The 17,405-nt window shown below is 46.8% G+C and carries 16 protein-coding genes and 1 pseudogene; 7 read left to right on the top strand and 10 right to left on the bottom strand.

All coding sequences use genetic code 11. From position 1 onward, the window contains the following. Nucleotides 1-11 precede the first annotated feature (11 nt). On the bottom strand, nt 12-1,019 hold the full coding sequence (locus Q0230_RS18765) for a phosphotransferase (protein ID WP_298613072.1): 1,008 nt from the start codon (nt 1,017-1,019) through the stop codon (nt 12-14). A gap of 105 nt (nt 1,020-1,124) precedes the next feature. Between Q0230_RS18765 and Q0230_RS18760 the strand changes: the two genes are divergently transcribed. The 6 genes from Q0230_RS18760 to urtE all read left to right on the top strand — a co-directional run bounded on the left by Q0230_RS18760 (nt 1,125) and on the right by urtE (nt 7,462). Then, a complete protein-coding gene (locus tag Q0230_RS18760; RefSeq protein WP_298613069.1) occupies nt 1,125-1,643 on the top strand; it encodes a hypothetical protein in 519 nt (172 codons plus the stop codon). A gap of 210 nt (nt 1,644-1,853) precedes the next feature. Beyond that, nucleotides 1,854-3,164: an urea ABC transporter substrate-binding protein gene (gene urtA, locus Q0230_RS18755; protein WP_298613066.1), complete on the top strand. Its 1,311-nt coding sequence runs from the start codon at nt 1,854-1,856 to the stop codon at nt 3,162-3,164. 99 nt (nt 3,165-3,263) lie between these two features. Beyond that, on the top strand, nt 3,264-4,862 hold the full coding sequence (gene urtB / locus Q0230_RS18750; protein ID WP_298613062.1) for an urea ABC transporter permease subunit UrtB: 1,599 nt from the start codon (nt 3,264-3,266) through the stop codon (nt 4,860-4,862). A gap of 3 nt (nt 4,863-4,865) precedes the next feature. Further along, nucleotides 4,866-5,978, top strand: a complete 1,113-nt coding sequence (urtC, locus tag Q0230_RS18745; protein WP_298613058.1) for an urea ABC transporter permease subunit UrtC — start codon at nt 4,866-4,868, stop codon at nt 5,976-5,978. After that, on the top strand, nt 5,975-6,766 hold the full coding sequence (urtD, locus tag Q0230_RS18740; RefSeq protein WP_298613055.1) for an urea ABC transporter ATP-binding protein UrtD: 792 nt from the start codon (nt 5,975-5,977) through the stop codon (nt 6,764-6,766). Before urtC ends, urtD begins: the two co-directional genes overlap by 4 nt. After that, nucleotides 6,767-7,462, top strand: a complete 696-nt coding sequence (urtE, locus tag Q0230_RS18735) for an urea ABC transporter ATP-binding subunit UrtE (RefSeq protein ID WP_298613051.1) — start codon at nt 6,767-6,769, stop codon at nt 7,460-7,462. A gap of 393 nt (nt 7,463-7,855) precedes the next feature. Here urtE and Q0230_RS18730 read toward each other — a convergent pair whose 3' ends face one another. After that, complete coding sequence (locus Q0230_RS18730; RefSeq protein ID WP_298613048.1) at nt 7,856-9,079, bottom strand: ATP-binding protein; 1,224 nt, start codon at nt 9,077-9,079, stop codon at nt 7,856-7,858. A 126-nt stretch (nt 9,080-9,205) separates the two neighbouring features. Beyond that, nucleotides 9,206-9,784 (bottom strand): hypothetical protein, encoded by a 579-nt coding sequence (locus Q0230_RS18725; RefSeq protein ID WP_298613045.1) that lies wholly within the window; start codon nt 9,782-9,784, stop codon nt 9,206-9,208. Between the two features lie 137 nt (nt 9,785-9,921). Here Q0230_RS18725 and Q0230_RS18720 point away from each other — a divergent pair, with 137 nt between their 5' ends. Continuing rightward, nucleotides 9,922-11,007, top strand: coding sequence for an AraC family transcriptional regulator (locus Q0230_RS18720; RefSeq protein WP_298613042.1), 1,086 nt, complete (start codon nt 9,922-9,924; stop codon nt 11,005-11,007). Here Q0230_RS18720 and Q0230_RS18715 read toward each other — a convergent pair. The 7 genes and pseudogenes from Q0230_RS18715 to Q0230_RS19715 all read right to left on the bottom strand — a co-directional run. Beyond that, the gene (locus Q0230_RS18715; protein WP_298613039.1) at nt 10,973-12,040 is read right to left on the bottom strand and encodes a hypothetical protein; all 1,068 of its coding nucleotides are present in this window, start codon (nt 12,038-12,040) and stop codon (nt 10,973-10,975) included. The two genes, Q0230_RS18720 and Q0230_RS18715, sit on opposite strands and share 35 nt — an antisense overlap. Before the next feature lie 74 nt (nt 12,041-12,114). Next, nucleotides 12,115-12,972, bottom strand: a complete 858-nt coding sequence (locus tag Q0230_RS18710; protein WP_298613036.1) for a phosphotransferase — start codon at nt 12,970-12,972, stop codon at nt 12,115-12,117. Between the two features lie 86 nt (nt 12,973-13,058). Next, nucleotides 13,059-14,225, bottom strand: coding sequence for a Gfo/Idh/MocA family oxidoreductase (locus Q0230_RS18705; RefSeq protein ID WP_298613033.1), 1,167 nt, complete (start codon nt 14,223-14,225; stop codon nt 13,059-13,061). A 9-nt stretch (nt 14,226-14,234) separates the two neighbouring features. Continuing rightward, nucleotides 14,235-15,371: a phytanoyl-CoA dioxygenase family protein gene (locus tag Q0230_RS18700; RefSeq protein WP_298613030.1), complete on the bottom strand. Its 1,137-nt coding sequence runs from the start codon at nt 15,369-15,371 to the stop codon at nt 14,235-14,237. Nucleotides 15,372-15,374: 3 nt separating this feature from the next. Next, the gene (locus Q0230_RS18695; protein ID WP_298613027.1) at nt 15,375-16,229 is read right to left on the bottom strand and encodes an SDR family oxidoreductase; all 855 of its coding nucleotides are present in this window, start codon (nt 16,227-16,229) and stop codon (nt 15,375-15,377) included. A gap of 97 nt (nt 16,230-16,326) precedes the next feature. Continuing rightward, nucleotides 16,327-17,235: a LysR family transcriptional regulator gene (locus tag Q0230_RS18690; RefSeq protein ID WP_367274152.1), complete on the bottom strand. Its 909-nt coding sequence runs from the start codon at nt 17,233-17,235 to the stop codon at nt 16,327-16,329. A gap of 3 nt (nt 17,236-17,238) precedes the next feature. After that, nucleotides 17,239-17,405: pseudogene (locus Q0230_RS19715) on the bottom strand (methylmalonate-semialdehyde dehydrogenase (CoA acylating)); the annotation flags it as partial.

Raw genomic sequence — 17,405 nt, 5'->3', positions numbered from 1 at the left:
CTTTCATCGCTTTAGGCCGGAATATCTACAGTACCAATTCGCTCAGGAATGCGCGCTTGACGCATCCATTCAACTAAGCGACAAGTCTCAGGATGTTGTGAACCCACTGTTAGCACATAACTTAAAGTGAGTGGCAGGTCTTTTAAATAGCCCGATTTGCCATCACGATGATTGAGGCGGGAGAAAATTCCCAAGACTTTAAGATGGCGTTGCAAACCCATTAGATCAAACCAGCGCAAGAAAGTGATTTCATCAATGGGTGGGAGCACACCATCAGCAATGGCCTCTTTGTGGAAAGCCAGTGCCCAACGCTTCACGCGCTGCTGTGGCCATACCACATAACAGTCACGTAATAAGGACACCAGATCATAAGTAATCGGCCCCCAAACCGCATCCTGGTAATCAATCACGCCCAGTTTATTAGCATGAACGAGCATTAGATTGCGTGAGTGATAATCACGATGCACAAAGGCAACTGGCTGTTCTAGGACTGCGGCAATTAGATTATTGAAGGTGGTTGCAATCAGCTTAAAGGGAATGTCTTCAGGCGCTAAGCCTAAATGCTTTTGCAAAAACCATTCGGGCATTAAATCGACTTCACGGCGTAAAAACTCAGTACTGTATTCAGGTAAACCTTCAATATCAGCTTGTTGTACCCGTAGCAAAGTATCCATCGCTGACTCATATAAAGGATCAGCATTGAGGGGATCTAAAGCTTTTAACAATGGCTCATTACCGAAATCTTCTAGCAGTAAAAAACCATCTAATAGATTTTGCGCATAAAGCTCAGGTGCGGCGACAGCGGCATTACGTAAGCGCGCAGTGATGTCTACGAAAGGCGCACAGTTTTCCTTATCGGGCGGGGCATCCATGGCAATGGCGGTTTTACCGTCTTTACTCACCCGGAAATAACGGCGAAAGCTAGCATCAGCAGACGCAGGAGCAAGGTTTGCGCCCTGCCAATCAGGAAGGGTATTTACCCATTCTGTAAGTTGCTCTAACCGTACATCCTGTGTCATAACTTACCTTTTGACTGCCTGTCTTATGGATAGAAAAAACTATCATAGCACTAGAGGCTTTCTATAAATTGAATGATAACTAAGCAACAGTTTTGGGAGCGCACTGTGACTGATTCAGCAGATTTCGTGGAAACGATAGAGGGCTTGTGGCCATCTCCTGAATATTTTCAGTTTCTAGAGCGCTTAAAAAACTCGATTGGCTCCCCAGTCTATCTGGCAGAAATCAATATAACAGCGATTAATCTGGGCGTGAAATTGTCTAGTACACCGCTGACTTTATTAGCCATCGTCGATTTTCCACGACCTGATCCCTATAAGCAGCTTTGTCCGCATATGCTGATCTTTGATGATGGGCGCGGCATCAATCTTGGGCATATTGCACGGATTAGTTTAAGAGCTTTTAACCCAGAGCCGCAGCATGTACTTTATAGTAATCGTTCGTTCAATCAAGAAGTCTTGTTTGCACCCCGTATTTTAAGTCGTGACTCCATTCGCGCCACTTCAAGCTCTTTGTTAGCAGAAATTTTTGGAGATATACCAGGGCGCTTACTAGCTGCAGTGCCCACAAGTGAGCAATTGCCTAAACCCAAACAAGTGCAGAGCAAGCCTAAGCGTTTGAAATAGAGTGCGCAAAATAGTGCGCACTATAACAGTTCAGTATGCACCTTAGTGCTTCGAGCTTAAGACCCGCCAATGCGCTCCAGGTAGCTTATTAACCACTCAATCAATTTCAAATCCATAGTTTTCAAGCTTAAATAGCAACTGGCACAGGAATTGCTAATTAGATAATAGACCTTTCCTCTCTGACCTGATCTACAAGGAGACCTGTTATCTATGTTGTTGAACCATAAGCTGAAAAAGACTTTATTAGCGGCAGGTACCGCAGCAGCCCTAGCGTGGAGTAGTTTAAGCTTAGCCGCTGATGACACCATTAAAGTTGGTGTCCTGCACTCGCTCTCCGGCACGATGGCGATCAGCGAAACCACCTTAAAAGACACCATGCTCATGTTGATTGATGAGCAGAATAAAAAAGGTGGTGTCTTGGGGAAAAAACTCGAGGCCGTTGTCGTTGATCCTGCCTCGAACTGGCCGTTATTCGCTGAGAAAGCGCGCGATTTAATCGAGAAAGATAAAGTCGCGGTGACTTTCGGTTGCTGGGCTTCGGTGTCACGTAAATCGGTGTTGCCGGTGTTTGAAGAGAAAAACAGTTTGCTGTTTTATCCAGTGCAATACGAGGGCGAAGAGTCATCTAAAAATGTGTTCTACACCGGTGCAGCGCCGAACCAGCAAGCGATTCCAGCGGTCGATTATTTAATGAAGGATTTGGAAGTAAAGCGCTGGGTATTGGCGGGCACAGATTATGTTTATCCACGCACCACTAATAAAATTCTTGAAGCGTATTTGAAGTCTAAAGGTGTCGATGAAAAAGACATCATGATCAATTACACACCTTTCGGTCATTCGGATTGGCAGTCGATTGTCGCGGATATTAAAAAATTCGGTTCAGAAGGTAAGAAAACTGCTGTCGTTTCCACCATCAATGGTGATGCGAATGTGCCGTTTTATAAAGAGTTAGGTAATCAAGGCATTACCGCTGAGTCTATCCCTGTGGTCGCGTTTTCAGTCGGCGAAGAAGAATTATCCGGCATTGATACTAAGCCTTTAGTCGGTCACTTGGCAGCTTGGAACTACTTTATGAGCGTTGATACCCCTGCGAATAAAGAGTTCATCACCAAATGGCATGAGTTCATTAAGAGTGATAAGCGCGTTACCAATGATCCGATGGAAGCGCATTATTTAGGCTTCAATCTCTGGGTGAAAGCGGTCGAAAAGGCGGGTAGCACCGACACCGATAAAGTCGAACAAGCCATGATTGGTTTAGAGTTTCCTAATCTCACCGGCGGTACAGCCAAAGTATTGCCCAACCACCATTTAACTAAACCCGTCTTAATCGGCGAAATTCAAGAGAACGGGCAGTTTGAAGTGGTGTCGAAAACGCCAGAAGTCGCAGGCGATGCGTGGTCGGATTTCTTACCCGACTCCAAGCCCCTCGTAGCCGACTGGACTGGTAAAGAAACCGACGGCAAGCCTTGCGGTAACTACAATACAGAAACGAAAAAATGTTCAGGTCAGAAATATGAGTAATGAACCAACAATAATTTCCTGATCCACACGCAACCTGAGGGCGTCCGCATAAATCGGTTCTAGCGGTCGCGGGCGTCCTCTCTTCTGCAAGGTACGCGCATGTTAGCTAAGTCACTCACCCGTCTCAGTGTTGCTTTAATTTTTTTATTTTTTAGTCTCTCTGCTGTGTGGGCTGAAGCCAATCCTATTTGGAATCAAGCCAGCAGCCTTTTTAAACAAGCCAGCTTCGATAAAACCCGCGAAGCTGCCGATATGCTTTCCGCCAGTTCCGACCCGCAAGCCCCAGTAGCCTTAAAAGCCTTACTCGAAGGCCAACTTTACCAACATAAACAAAACGATAGCTTAGCCGTGCTCACTGACACGGCTGCCTTGGATGCCAGTAATGGTCAAGCCTTGAGTGCCGTGAATAAAGACGATTACCGCAAAATTCCGGTCAATAATACTTTACGCAAATATCTCCGCAGCAAACTGGGTGGCTTAAGTTTATCGAGTGATGATCCCAAAGTGCGCTTAGCTTCAGCGACTGGTTTACTTGAAACCGTTTCCCCCGAGCAACTCCCACAACTACAAGACTTGCTCAGCAAAGAAACCGACCCGCAGGTCAAAGCAGCACTTCAGTTAGCCATTCAATTAGCCTCCTTAAATAGCAGTGACAAAGCAGCTAAATTGTCTGCAATCACAGCCTTAGACGGGAATCTCAATCCAGCGGTGCGCAATAAACTGACCGCTTTAAGCACTGATACTGACCCCACAATTGCCAAAGCCGCGCAAAGCACTTTGCGTAATATTGAGAATCAAGTGGCTTTAAATGGGCAATTGGAAACCTTATTTTTCGGGCTAAGTCTTGGCTCGGTGTTGGTACTTGCGGCGATTGGTTTAGCGATTACCTTTGGCGTGATGGGCGTGATTAATATGGCGCATGGCGAGTTGATTATGCTCGGCGCTTATACGACTTATTTCATTCAAAAGCTGATGCCGAATTACTTGGATTACTCGCTATTTTTGGCGATTCCGGCCGCGTTTATCGTGTCGGGTTTAATAGGGATTTTGATTGAGCGCACGGTGATTCGGCATCTCTATGGGCGACCTTTAGAAACCCTGCTGGCAACTTTCGGGATTAGTTTGATTCTTCAGCAACTGGTGCGCACGGTGGTTTCACCGCAGAATGTGCCAGTTTCCAATCCTAGCTGGATGTCAGGTTCGTTGGAGATTAATAGTGTGCTCTCACTCACCTATAACCGCCTGTATATTCTCGCCTTCAGTTTATTAGTGTTTGCGATTTTGTATTTTGTGCTGCGTAACACCAATCTCGGTTTACAAGTACGGGCAGTGTCGCAAAACCGTGCAATGGCACGCGCAATGGGTGTACGTTCGGCGCGGGTGGATGCTTTGACCTTTGGTTTAGGCTCAGGGATTGCAGGGGTGGCAGGGGTGGCTTTAAGTCAGCTCACCAATGTCGGCCCTAATTTAGGCCAGAGTTATATTATCGACTCCTTCATGGTAGTGGTGTTCGGTGGGGTCGGCAATTTATGGGGAACCTTGGTCGCAGGCTTATCGCTTGGGGTAATTAATAAATTCTTAGAACCTTGGGCAGGCGCGGTACTGGCAAAAATTCTGGTACTGGTGTTCATTATTCTATTCATTCAAAAGCGCCCACGCGGTTTATTCCCGCAAAAAGGCCGTGCTGCAGGAGATTAAGCCATGTTGATGAGTCAAATCCTGAAAAATGATCGTGGTGGGCAAATCATGCTAGCGGTGTTGGCTGCGGTATTAATCGTAGTACCGATTTTGAATTTAGCCGTCGCTGATACCAGCCCTCTCCATGTACCCACCTATTTAGTCACTCTGATGGGCAAGTATTTAACCTATGCCTTATTAGCCGTGGCGGTCGATTTGGTGTGGGGCTATTTAGGTATCTTGAGCCTTGGGCATGGTGCATTTTTCGCACTCGGTGGTTATGCAATGGGCATGTATTTAATGCGCCAAATTGGGGATCGGGGCGTGTATGGGAATGCGGAATTACCCGATTTCATGGTTTTCCTCAACTGGAAAGAACTGCCGTGGTTTTGGCAGGGCTTTGATATGTTCTGGTTTGCCATGCTGATGGTGCTATTTGTACCCGGCTTATTAGCCTTTGTCTTCGGCTGGTTAGCCTTCCGTTCGCGGGTTACAGGCGTGTATTTATCCATTATGACCCAAGCCATGACTTATGCACTGATGTGGGCATTTTTGCGCAATGAAATGGGTTTTGGTGGCAATAATGGCCTGACTGATTTCAAAGATCTACTCGGCTTTAGCCTACAGTCCGATTACACGCGTGTGGCTTTATTTATCGGTTCTGGCCTAGCGCTTGCTATCGGCTATTTGCTCTGTCGTTATGTGATCAACTCCAAACTCGGGCGCATTACCGTCGCGATTCGTGATGCCGAAAGTCGTACCCGCTTTGTCGGGTACAAAGTCGAAAACTATAAAGTCTGGATATTCACCTTTTCCGCCATGCTTGCGGGGGTTGCAGGTGCTCTGTATGTGCCGCAAGTGGGGATTATTAATCCGAGCGAGTTCTCACCGTTAAACTCCATTGAAATTGTGATTTGGGTCGCGATGGGCGGGCGTGCGACCTTATATGGTGCAGTCTTGGGCGCGATTTTAGTCAATTATGCCAAAACGCTGTTCACCGGCCTAATGCCTGAGTCATGGCTCTTTATGCTCGGAGCTTTATTTGTGTTAGTGACTTTGTATTTACCACGCGGTTTAGCGGGTGTATGGGCTGGCTTAAAAATAAGTTTTGGGCGTAAACGCGAGGTAGCAGCATGAGTGAGGGCGAAGGCGCGCATTTTTATCGCGAAGGGGCATTAGATACCAGTCACAAAGCCATTCTGTATTTGGAAGGCTTAAACGTGAGCTTTGATGGTTTTAAGGCGATTAATGATCTGAATTTGTATATCGATGCGGGCGAATTGCGCTGCATTATTGGCCCGAATGGTGCAGGCAAAACCACCATGATGGACATTATCACGGGTAAAACTAAACCGGATAGTGGCAAAGCTTTCTTTGGTCAAACCATTGATTTATTGAAGCTAAGCGAACCCGAAATAGCGAATGCAGGCATTGGGCGCAAGTTTCAAAAGCCTACCGTGTTTGAATCGCATAGTGTCGCGGAAAATCTCGAACTCGCGATGAAGGGCGATAAGCGCGTGTGGTTTAGTTTGCGGGCTAAATTGAATGCTGAGCAACAAGCACTAATTGATGAAACCCTACAAACCATTGGTTTAACGGAGCATTACCATAAACAGGCGGGTGCTTTGTCGCATGGGCAAAAGCAGTGGCTGGAAATCGGTATGCTCTTAGTGCAAAAACCTTATTTGCTGCTGGTCGACGAACCCGTAGCAGGCATGACCCACCAAGAAATGGATCGCACCGCGGAGCTACTAAAGTCCTTAGCAGGCAAGCATTCCGTGGTGGTGGTCGAGCACGATATGGAATTTGTGCGCTCGATTGCGAATAAGGTGACAGTGCTACACCAAGGCAGTGTACTGGCAGAAGGCTCAATGGATGAAGTGCAACAGAACCCACGTGTGGTTGAAGTGTATTTGGGGGAATAAATGCTCAAGGTCGATCAACTCAACCAGTTTTACGGCGAAAGTCATACGCTTTGGGATTTGAATTTGCATGTGCCCGAAGGCCAAGTCACGGTGCTCATGGGGCGGAATGGTGTGGGGAAAACTACTCTGCTGCAATGTATTATGGGTTTGCTCAAAGTGCGTGACGGTGCGATTGCTTACCAAGATCAGAATCTAGTTAATGTCGATGCCGAAAAGCGTGCTAATCTTGGCATTGGTTATGTACCACAGGGTCGGCAGATTTTCCCGCTGCTGACGGTAGAAGAGAATCTGCTCATTGGCTTGCCTGCACGCCGCGACAAAGTGCGTAGTATTCCCCCGTTTATTTTTGAATTATTTCCCGTATTGAAACAAATGCTCAAGCGGCGGGGTGGCAATTTATCCGGTGGTCAGCAACAGCAATTAGCTATTGGGCGCGCGTTGGTACTCGATCCAAAACTTCTAATCCTTGATGAACCCACCGAAGGCATTCAACCCAATATCGTGCAAGAAATTGGCGACATTATCCGCAAACTCAATCAAGAGATTGGCTTAACCGTCTTGCTGGTAGAGCAGAAATTACCCTTTGCTCGAAGGGTTGGCGATCGTTTTTGTCTTTTAGACCGAGGGCGGCAGGTGGCACAGGGAGAGATGGGGAAACTGGATGAGGAGTTGATTCAGAGGTATTTGACGGTTTGATGTGTCATTCTTAAAGCGTTTTAATAACCCTGTTTTGACTTAAACTTTAGCAGGGTTGCAATTTCATTTTATTGTAGATTGCCGATAAGAATGTCCCAATAATATTCAGCCGCGCCGTTAGCATTCAGCAATCTTTTTACCGTTGTCATAAATGAAAGTTGTGAAGTGATTGGTATCAATTCATCTAAGTTTACAGTTAATGTTTTTGTTTCTTTTCTCAAGCTCTTGAAGTGAGTTTTCAAAGAATTTGATCATGTATTCAAACGAGTCTTCTAGAAAATCGTCTTGCTCTTTTTCACTAAATGTCTTTTTCAGGCGTAAGTTGCTAGAGTGAGGATGGGACTTTGGTTGAATAGGGTATGCATGGATTTGTTGAGTTGGTATCTGAGTTTTTTATATATACCTTGCCGGAATCACATCCACCTCTTTTGATAAAGGAATATCACTTTCTCTTAAGCATACAATTGCACCATGCCCAGTCTGCTTATCCAAAGCCTCCAAAACTTTGAAATGCTTAACCATACTCAAATTAGGACTAGCCGTTTTCTTAAACTCAATCGGATAAAGTGTATTATCCTGCTCCAGTAATAAATCTATTTCGCGCTGTTCTTTGTCGCGGTAGAAATACACATAAGGTGTTTTGCCGTTGTGCCACCAACTTTTAAGAATTTCTACCAGCATCCAATTCTCTAAAATAGCACCAGCCATAGCGCCAGCCTCCAAAGTAGCAGGCGATGACCATTGGGTGAGATAGGCACACAAACCCGTATCCAGAAAATAAAGCTTAGGTGTTTTTAATAGGCGCTTACTGACATTATTATGATAAGGCTGAAGTAAATATATAATGCCGGATGTCTCTAAAATCGACAGCCAAGCTTTTACCGTTTTGGGATCAATATCTATATCGCGTGCCAAATCAGCATAGTTTAATAATTGCCCAACGCGAGCGGCACAAGCCCGTAAAAATTGTAGAAAACTTCGTTCATCGCCTACACGAGTTAAATCACGCACATCACGTTGTAAATAAGTCTGCAAATAAGCGCTGTAAAATAAATCGCGAGGCATAGTAGGTTCTAAGGCTAATCGCGGGAAAGAGCCTAGCCAAATACGCTGATATACATCCATTAATTTTAAAGCAGGGCGTTCTAAGGAGCGTGCATGCTCAATCCAAGCAGTGGTAGGTAAGAAAGGCTGAGCTTCGTTAGCCTGTTGATTTAATTCTGCTTGCGACAAACCTAGTAAATCCAACACTGCGACTCGACCTGCTAAGGTTTCGGTAATGCCTTGCATAAGATGAAATTTTTGCGAACCAGTCAGCCAGAATAAACCAGCCTTTTTTTCACGATCAACGATGAGTTTAATAGTACGGAATAATTCCGGTGCATATTGAATTTCATCCACAATAACTGGAGGCGCGTGGCGCTGGAAAAATAGAGCAGGATCACTGCGCGCCAAAGCGGCTTCTTGAGGGTCATCTAAGGTGACATAATGGCGTTCTGGCTCCGCACAAGTTTCCAGTACAGTAGTTTTGCCAACCTGTCGCGCTCCAGTCAATAAGAGCACAGGAAATCCCTTGGAAGCTTGTTGAATCGTAGTTTGTAAGGTACGTGGATACATAAATTTTGACTAATCAGGAGTTGAATTCCATTTTAGTCGAATTTTTAGGTTTTTGTTAGTTACTGAGATTAATTAAGTGGTGTAATAACTGATGGGCAGTGCACATGGAAGGTTAAAAAACTAAGCCTAAACCCCAGTTCTTTTAATTTGCTCCTGTTTAATCACCTCATAGCTTTTTTGCAAAATAGCACCACTCTTTAAACGCGGTGGTGGGTATTCACAAATTAGCATCAGTGGTGGTAAGTAGAGCTCAGGCTCAAGCACAGTTCCTTGCGGCTCTAAAGATAAAACCGTCTGATCGATTTTGTGGTAATAAACTATAAATTCGCTACAAGGAAAGCGTCGTCTTAAAGTATGGGTTGGTTCGTAAGCATCAAGCAGTGCTCCAGCCAAATATAAAACCCGATCATCCTCTAATTCTAAATAATACTGCGCACCTTTTCTTTCCACAGCTTGAATGCCAAACACTCGTTTGATTTGAAATCTTTTTTGCTCTAGCAAACCTTTTGTTTCTAATTCAATTAACTGTTGAGCTAGCGTTTTCCGGCGATTAAATAAGCTCCCATCCAATAAGAAAGGTAAGAGAAAAAAGCCAGCAAGCAAACTAAGGCTCAACCAATGGGGCAGCCCTAAAGCGAGTACCCCAAAGGTGATTGGGATGAGCAAGACCAACATGATGGAGACAGCAAGGAGTAGGCGTAGCATTTTTTGGAAATTATTAAATCTAAATGCTTTTAATTTTAGCCAACTAACAGGTTAAACAAAACAATCAGGAATAGTGGCTAACACTCTGTGCCGTCTTCAGTTACTATTTGCGAAGCTAACAAGACACTAAAATAACGATGCCCGCCCTACCTTTACCCTTTATCGTCACCTGCTTGCTCATCATCCTGCTGCTGCGTTTTGGCAAAACACATGGCCTGCAGCGCCTTTATTGGCCGTTTTATAGCTTCCTGCTGTTGTGCGCAGTGATGAGTGTAGTAGTGGGCTTGCGGTGGAGCACCGATAGTCTGTTATTGCGCTATCTCCAACCCTTATTAGCAGCCTTGCTGCCAAGTGTGACTTGGTATTGTTTCAGTGTTTTGCGGCAGCACAATCAGACTGGTTGGTGGGTTCATAGTCTACCGTCTTTGCTGGTTTTCTTAGCCTTGTTCTTTTGGCGCGATGGCATTGATCTAATTCTGGTTCTCATTCACTTGGCCTATGGCACGGCTCTCATGGCACTAGCCCTTAAAACACCCGATCAATGGGTATTTTCGCGTTTCGATGATACGCGCTTTTTAGCAAAAACAGCTTTTTGGGTGGGTGTAGCCTTGGTCGTGTCCGCCGTGGTGGATACAGCGGTGGCCTTTGATTTCGTTTGGTATCAAGGCCAACACGCGCCACAGGTGTTGGCTGTATTGCACTCTTTACTAATTTTAGTCATCGGTGGTTTGATTGCTTGGCTGGGTCAGGCAACTACTATGCCGCCTCTGCCTGAGGAGTCAAGCCTAACACCAGAAACTTCCAGCAAAACCGATCCTACCGATAACCCAGAGCAAGCTGCTGAATATCAACTGATAGTCCAAGCGCTCGATCAACTATTACGCGTCCAAACGCTTTATTGCGACCCCGATTTAAGCCTCAATCGCTTAGCCCGCAAACTAGGCACGCCAGCGCGCAACGTTTCAGCCGCCGTGAATAGCATATTGAATTGCAATGTCTCGCAGTTGATTAATGCGTATCGTGTCGAATGTGTTACGCAGCAGTTGGATCAAAGTGAGCAGACCATCACCGAGATTATGGGTAACTGCGGCTTTCAGACTAAATCGAATTTTAATCGCGAGTTTCGCCGCCTCACGGGAATGAATCCCAGTGAGTGGCGGAAGCGCGCATTGAAGACGCCATTTGCAATCAGTTCAGCTTTGGCAAGCCCAAGAACTGACTGACTTTGGCAATAATTTGCTGGTGAATTTGCGCACGATTCGTTCCGGCGGGATCGGTGCAAATCGGATCGTCATTCTCTTCCGCTAATATCTGCTCACCCTTCGGTTTGCATTCGGGTAAAAAAGTGAAGTGGTGTGCGGGAGCAAAGGTTGCGTGTTCAGATTGGGGGATCAGATTAATAATATTGCTGCCTGTTTCGCTTAGGTCAGCGGCTTTCCAGCGCTGGGTTTCATTGCCCAAGCTAATGAGTAGCACAGGATTTTGAATGCTTTTTAAGCTTTTTTCCGTCATGGCATAACTAAAGCCGGGTTCAACGGCAATGATTTTACCAATCCGCGGTTCGTGAAAACTCTGCTCCCAAGTGTCTGGTAGTTTCCTAACATCGACTCCACCTTTACTTAAAAATAGGCAATCTACCGCTGCTTTGCCTAAGCGCTCACAATAGTCGGCATAAGCCTTGCGATCAAAATTCACACCAGCCAGTTGCAACACCGCCGCTCCACCTAAAGAAAAACCTAAAGCGCTAATCTGTTGAGTATCAATATGCGGCGCAAACTGTGGATTTTGGAGAATTTGATCTAAGGCTGCGCGTAGATCCGCTACCCGCTCTTCAAATAGTATCGTGCGCTGTGGCGAACTATCCCCCGTCATGGTGCCTTGATGATTCATCAGTAAAACTATCGCCCCTGCCTGCGCCAAACCGGAAGATAACCATGCTAAGCCATCCATATTGCCGCCCGAACCGTGCGAAATAATCACCAGCGGATACTTACCAGCGGCTATACCAGCTCCTTTATACGCGGATCGGCCGTAAAAAATCGCATTCTCACCGATGACCATTGTGGAGGTTTTAGCAGCTGCGGGATACCAAAGTGAAGCATTAATAGGCTTAGGGCGATGGGTAGCGGAGAAGGTAAGGCTTTTGTACGCAGGTAAATCGATGTCCGCTGCATAAGTTGAGCTGGTCGCGCATAAAATAGAGAATGCTAAGTTTTGCCCTAGTGTAGGGAAACGGATCTTGAAATAGAGGTTCATGAGCTACTCTGTTGTGGTTTAAGGTAGCTGCACGATAAGCCTGATTATTAGCGGTGTGCGACCTAGAACAGGATTTAGGTCGTGTTTGTGAGTGCTAAAACAGAATCTAGCTTGTTTGACAAGTTCAACCAATAGGCTGTTGTTGCCTGCTTTTTTGCCACTTGGTCTGTGCCGCGCTGTACATGCCAATCCCAACTTAAGAGCGCAAACGCTGCACAAAACCACGCCAAATCAGGTAAAGGAATTTGTGGCGCAAGTAACTGAGCTTTATCTTTATCCCAACCATGCTCCACAATCAGGCTGGCATAATCCCATTCCGCTACCATCAAGCGCGCATAATCCCAATCGATCAACCACCAACGAGTGCCATCATGCAACCAATTACCCGGATTCAGATCACTGTGCACGGGCTTAAGCGCGTATTGCGCATAACCACGCTCAGCCGCCATTTTGAGTAACTTTTCAGCCGTTGAACTGACTTGCACATGGCTGGAGCTTGCTAAGCGCTGCAATAATTGCAAACTCGCCACATCTAAATCGGTTTGATCCGGTGAGCGCCAATGCAAATGACTGGTGTGCAAGCGCTCTAATAGGTTGCGTATCTCAGCAAAATCGGTAGTTTGCAAATGACGCTGTTGACCCGCATAGGCTAGCCACATAATCCCGATTTGATCATCAAAACCTAATAGCTCCGGCGCTAAACCTAAGTCCACCGCGTCTTGATGTAGGCGAATCACCTGCTTAGGGTGTTGCGCGAGTGGGCAAAGTCCAGCCGCTAACTCGTGATTGGCGATGCGAATAATCGAGCGGTTTGGAGAGCTTGTGGATTCGACCAGAAAGACAGCATTAGTGTAACCCGCCAGTGGGGTAAGTATGGAATTATGAATACCGTGTTGACTGAGCCAGTTTTCAGCTTGTTGTTGTGGATGCATTGGTGTGTGTTATTAAGCTAAGTTGAAATTCACGTCATCATAAAGCTCAAGTAGATTGGTTTTAAACTTCAGACTTATGAGTTAGCTTAAGTTTTCACCCAACTTGCCCCATTATCTGCCGACTTCACACAAGCCTCTAACCACTTAACACCACTAATCCCCGCCTGCACATCGGGATACCAAAGCTGCTCTAAAAACGCCTGATCATTGCGTTCAAGTGCATCAATCGCCAATGCAAAACGGTGATATAGATTCGCCCACGATTCAAAAAAGCCTTCGGGATGGCCGCCGCCAATACGTGAGCAAATGCCATCAGCTTGGCCTAAATAGTTCATGCCGCGATCCAGTAATTGCGCGGGTTGGCCTTGAATTTCGTAGCGCAGTTGGTTGGGGTGTTCGTCCCACCATTCCACACTGGCTTTAGAGCCGACGACGCGGATTTTTTGCTGGTGCATCGAGCCTGCATTGACTGAGCTTGCCCACAAAGTACCGACTGCGCCGCCTTTGAATTTGAACATCACATGCGCATTGTCTTCGAGCGGTGCACGGCTTGGAATAAAGCTTTGGCGCATACAACATAGCTCGTCGACCTCAAGACCAGTCAACATTTCCATTAAATAATAGGTGTGTGTGCCCAAATCACCGAGCACATAAGTCGGCCCTGAAATAGCCGGATTCATGCGCCATTTCGCGCCTGCACTTTGCTCCTCAATCGCGGTGTTATGAAAGCCGTGGGCAAATTGCATGGTGACAATACGAATCTCACCAAGTGCGCCTTGCCGAATCATTTCACGGGCTTGATGCAGCATCGGATAGCCGGAATAGCCATACATCACCGCGAATAGCTTGCGCTTAGCTTTGGCTAAATCGGCCAGTTCCTGTGCTTCGGCGCTGGTGAAGGTAAGTGGCTTTTCGCAAATCACATGCAAACCGGCTTCGAGAGCTGCCTTGCTAATGGCATAGTGCGTGCCATTCGGGGTAGCAATACTCACGGCTTGAATGCCATCTGCGCGTTGCGCTTCACCTGCAAACAAACTTTGGTAATCGGCATAACAGCGTTCAGGATCAACACCTACATTGCTGCCAAATTCGCGCCCACGTGCGGCATCAATGTCAAACGCACCTGCCTTGAGTTGGAAAAAACGGTCGCGTGCCGCACTCGCGCGATGCGCATAACCAATTTCGCTGCCACGTCCACCACCGACCATACCCCAGCGCAGCGGAGCTGCTAAATGGCGTTCTTCATTAAACATAAATTATCCTCAGGCTAGGCGCTGCTGCGCATGTTGTTGTAATTGCTGCTTAAACGTTTCAACCGCTAAGCCATCCTGTAAAGCTTGTGCTGTTAGTTGCTTCATGGTTTGGGGGGCTAAGCCAGACAAAGGTGGGTCGCTGTCCAAATTAGTCGGGAAGGAGTAACCCTCACAGGCACTCGACAAAACCGCATCACGCTCCCATTCATTCAAATGCGCCCACTCTTTCTGCAAAGCCGGATACAAAGCATGTGTCATGGCATAGCGATCAATTTGTTCCATCGAACGACCAAAGGCCGAGGAGACTTGCAGTAAATTTGCGCTACGGTGAAAATCTTGGGTGTAATTATTGCCTGCTGCATGAAATAACGCGGGATTAAAAAACAACGCATCACCTTGTTTAAGTGCTAATTGAATGGCGTGTTCATCAAAATAAGCCTTAAAAGCAGGGTCGCGCCACGCGAAATAACCGAGGGCATATTGCTGAGAAAAGGGCAGCAATAAAGTGGGGCCAGACTCTAGCGGCATATCGGTATGGGCCACCGCGCCTTGCAAGGTCAATTGTGTGGACATTAGATGCGTATGTAGTGGGTAACGTGCTAACTCATTTTGCTCCTGAAAGCCTAAATGATAATCACGGTGCGGCGCTTGTGCCTGTCCACCTGGGCGCACCACGTTTACTTGGGTAGTCATTTGATAGTGTGGCCCAAGCCACGCTTCCGATGCTAAGAGCAGTAACGGATTTTTGTAGTATTCAACGAAGGCGGCGGGATCAATTAGTGCAGATTTTTGCAAAGCATTCCAAATCCGCCCATTCGCGCCTGCTTTGGCGAAATGATCGCCCGAGGCTTTGTCGGCTTCTTGCACAAAAATCGCTTCAAATACCTCATTCATGCGCGCAATCACGGCCTGATCAGCAAAAGCATTTTGCAGCACAAACACGCCTGAGCCCTGCTGCAAAACATGAGCTAATTCCTGCTTTAAAGCCTGTTGAAAGCTAGCCGAGCTGAGGCCAGAGCGGATTTCATCGCTATCGTAAAGCAGCACATTTTTTTCCACTCGATGCGCGAGCGGATAAGCACTGGCTTTTAAGGTCTGGCTGCATAATTCGGCAAAAGCGCCAAGCTCTAAGAGTGGGGCTTGCATGGTTTATACCTCAGGCCAAGTCATAGCTTTATCCGGTTGTGGCGTACGCCCATCTCCACAACCGAGTACACCTTGGTCAAAATCAATCACCGCACCAGTCATTAAACCGGATTCAGCCGAGGCCAAAAATGCGGCGGCACGCGCCACTTCTTCCGGTTTAATCAAACGTCCATTCGGCTCTTTAGCCTCAACTGCATCCAACCAATCGACGGGGGCATGATGGAAATTACTTTGAATCGCATGTTCGCCGGGACTATCCATCCAACCAATATTCAATACATTGGCACGGATTTTATTGCGCATTAGGGAAAAGGCGACGTTTTTGGTCATGGCAACCAAAGCGGCTTTGGAGGAAGAGTAAGCAGTCAAGAACGATTGCCCACCGTGGGATGACATAGTGCAGACATTCACTAGCGTTCCCTCGATTTTATGCTCCACCATATGCCGTGCGGCGGTTTGCATAATGAAAAACGGCGCTTCGGTATTCACCGCAAACAAACGATCATAGGTGGCAAAATCAGTGTTCAAAATCGATCCGCGATCTGTGCAACCTGCACAATGTACTACGCCATGCAATTGCCCAAATGCAGCAATCGTGTCGTTTACACATTGAATGGCTTGTGCGCGTTGGGTGAGATCCGCTTGGACGAAAATCACTTTACAAGTAGTGCTGGAAAGTTCTTTCGCTAAAGCTTGTCCGCGTTCGGCATTGCGTCCAATTAAGGCTAATCCTGCTGCCCCACGTTGGATAAATAAACGTGCGGTGGTCTCGCCTAAGCCTTGGGTTCCACCCGTGATTAGAAAGTTTTTGCTGGAAAGTTGGCGTGTGAAATCTAGGCCATATTCAGTCGTGCTCATGACTACGCTCCTCATCGTTGATAAGGGCAGTATAGGCTAGTTGCAAGAATTTGTAATATTTTTTACATTAAATTTTAAATTGGAATTTATATTCCATTTAGGCAATAGAGGTCTTTAGAAATTGCTCAATAAAGGTCTTCACCACCAGATTCGAGCGTGCACCTTTGCGGGTAATAATTGCATAAGCCGTACTGTAATACAGTTCGTCTGGTAGCAGTGCCCGCATCCGGCCTTCGTTCACCCAACGCTGGGCATAATGGGTGGGTAAATAGCCAATGTACTGACCGGTGAGAATTAGGAAGGCAATCCCTTCGCGGTCGGTGGAAGTGGCAGCCGGTTTTAAATCGCGCATTAGCTCTTTGACCGCTACGGTTTGCGCATAAGCAGGCAATACAGCTGCTTGTTGGCTGAGGATTTTGCGATCTAATTGCTGCTGATCGAAGTCAAACAGGGGGTGCTCAGTGCTGCAATATAAGCAAGATAATTCATCATACAGAGGCAGATAGTTTAGACCCGTCAGCGGGCGTAGCTCAGGCACTGCACCAATATGCAAACGACCGTCCAAGACTTCCAATTCAATATCTTTGGGTGGAATCATGCGGATATTGATCTTGACGGAAGGGCCGAGCGTGTGCAGGCTTTTTAGAGCATCTGTGACCCGCATATAAGGGATAGTGACAAGGTTGTCGGTGATACCGATATTCAGCTCGCCACGCAAATGATTATGCAGTTCATTGACTTGGGTGCGAAACGTTTCCATCGAACCCAAAAGCTGCAAAGTCGAATCATAGACTTTCGCGCCTTCATCGGTGAGCGCAAAGCCAGTACGTCCACGCTGGCAAAGCCGCAAACCTAAACGCTGTTCCAGATCAGACATCGCCAAACTAATCGCCGAGCGACTGATATTTAATTCCGCCTCTGCTGCTGCAAAACCGCCGCATTCGACAACGGTTTTGTAGATGCGCAACAGCCTTAAACTACTATCACTGAGCTGGCCTTTGAGCATAGTTTAGGATGGGAAAGCGAACTGAACTTTTTCGCGCACAGCGGAGGACGGCCAGCGCTGAGTAATGGTCTTGCGACGGGTGTAGAAGCGTATACTATCCGGACCATACGCCGATAGGTCGCCAAACAAGGAGCGCTTCCAACCACCAAAGCTGTGGTAGGACACCGGTA

This window comes from uncultured Thiothrix sp., from assembly GCF_937876535.1.
Lineage (GTDB): Bacteria > Pseudomonadota > Gammaproteobacteria > Thiotrichales > Thiotrichaceae > Thiolinea.
The sequence above is the reverse complement of the archived record's forward strand: the minus strand, read 5'-3'. Positions and strand labels throughout refer to the sequence as shown.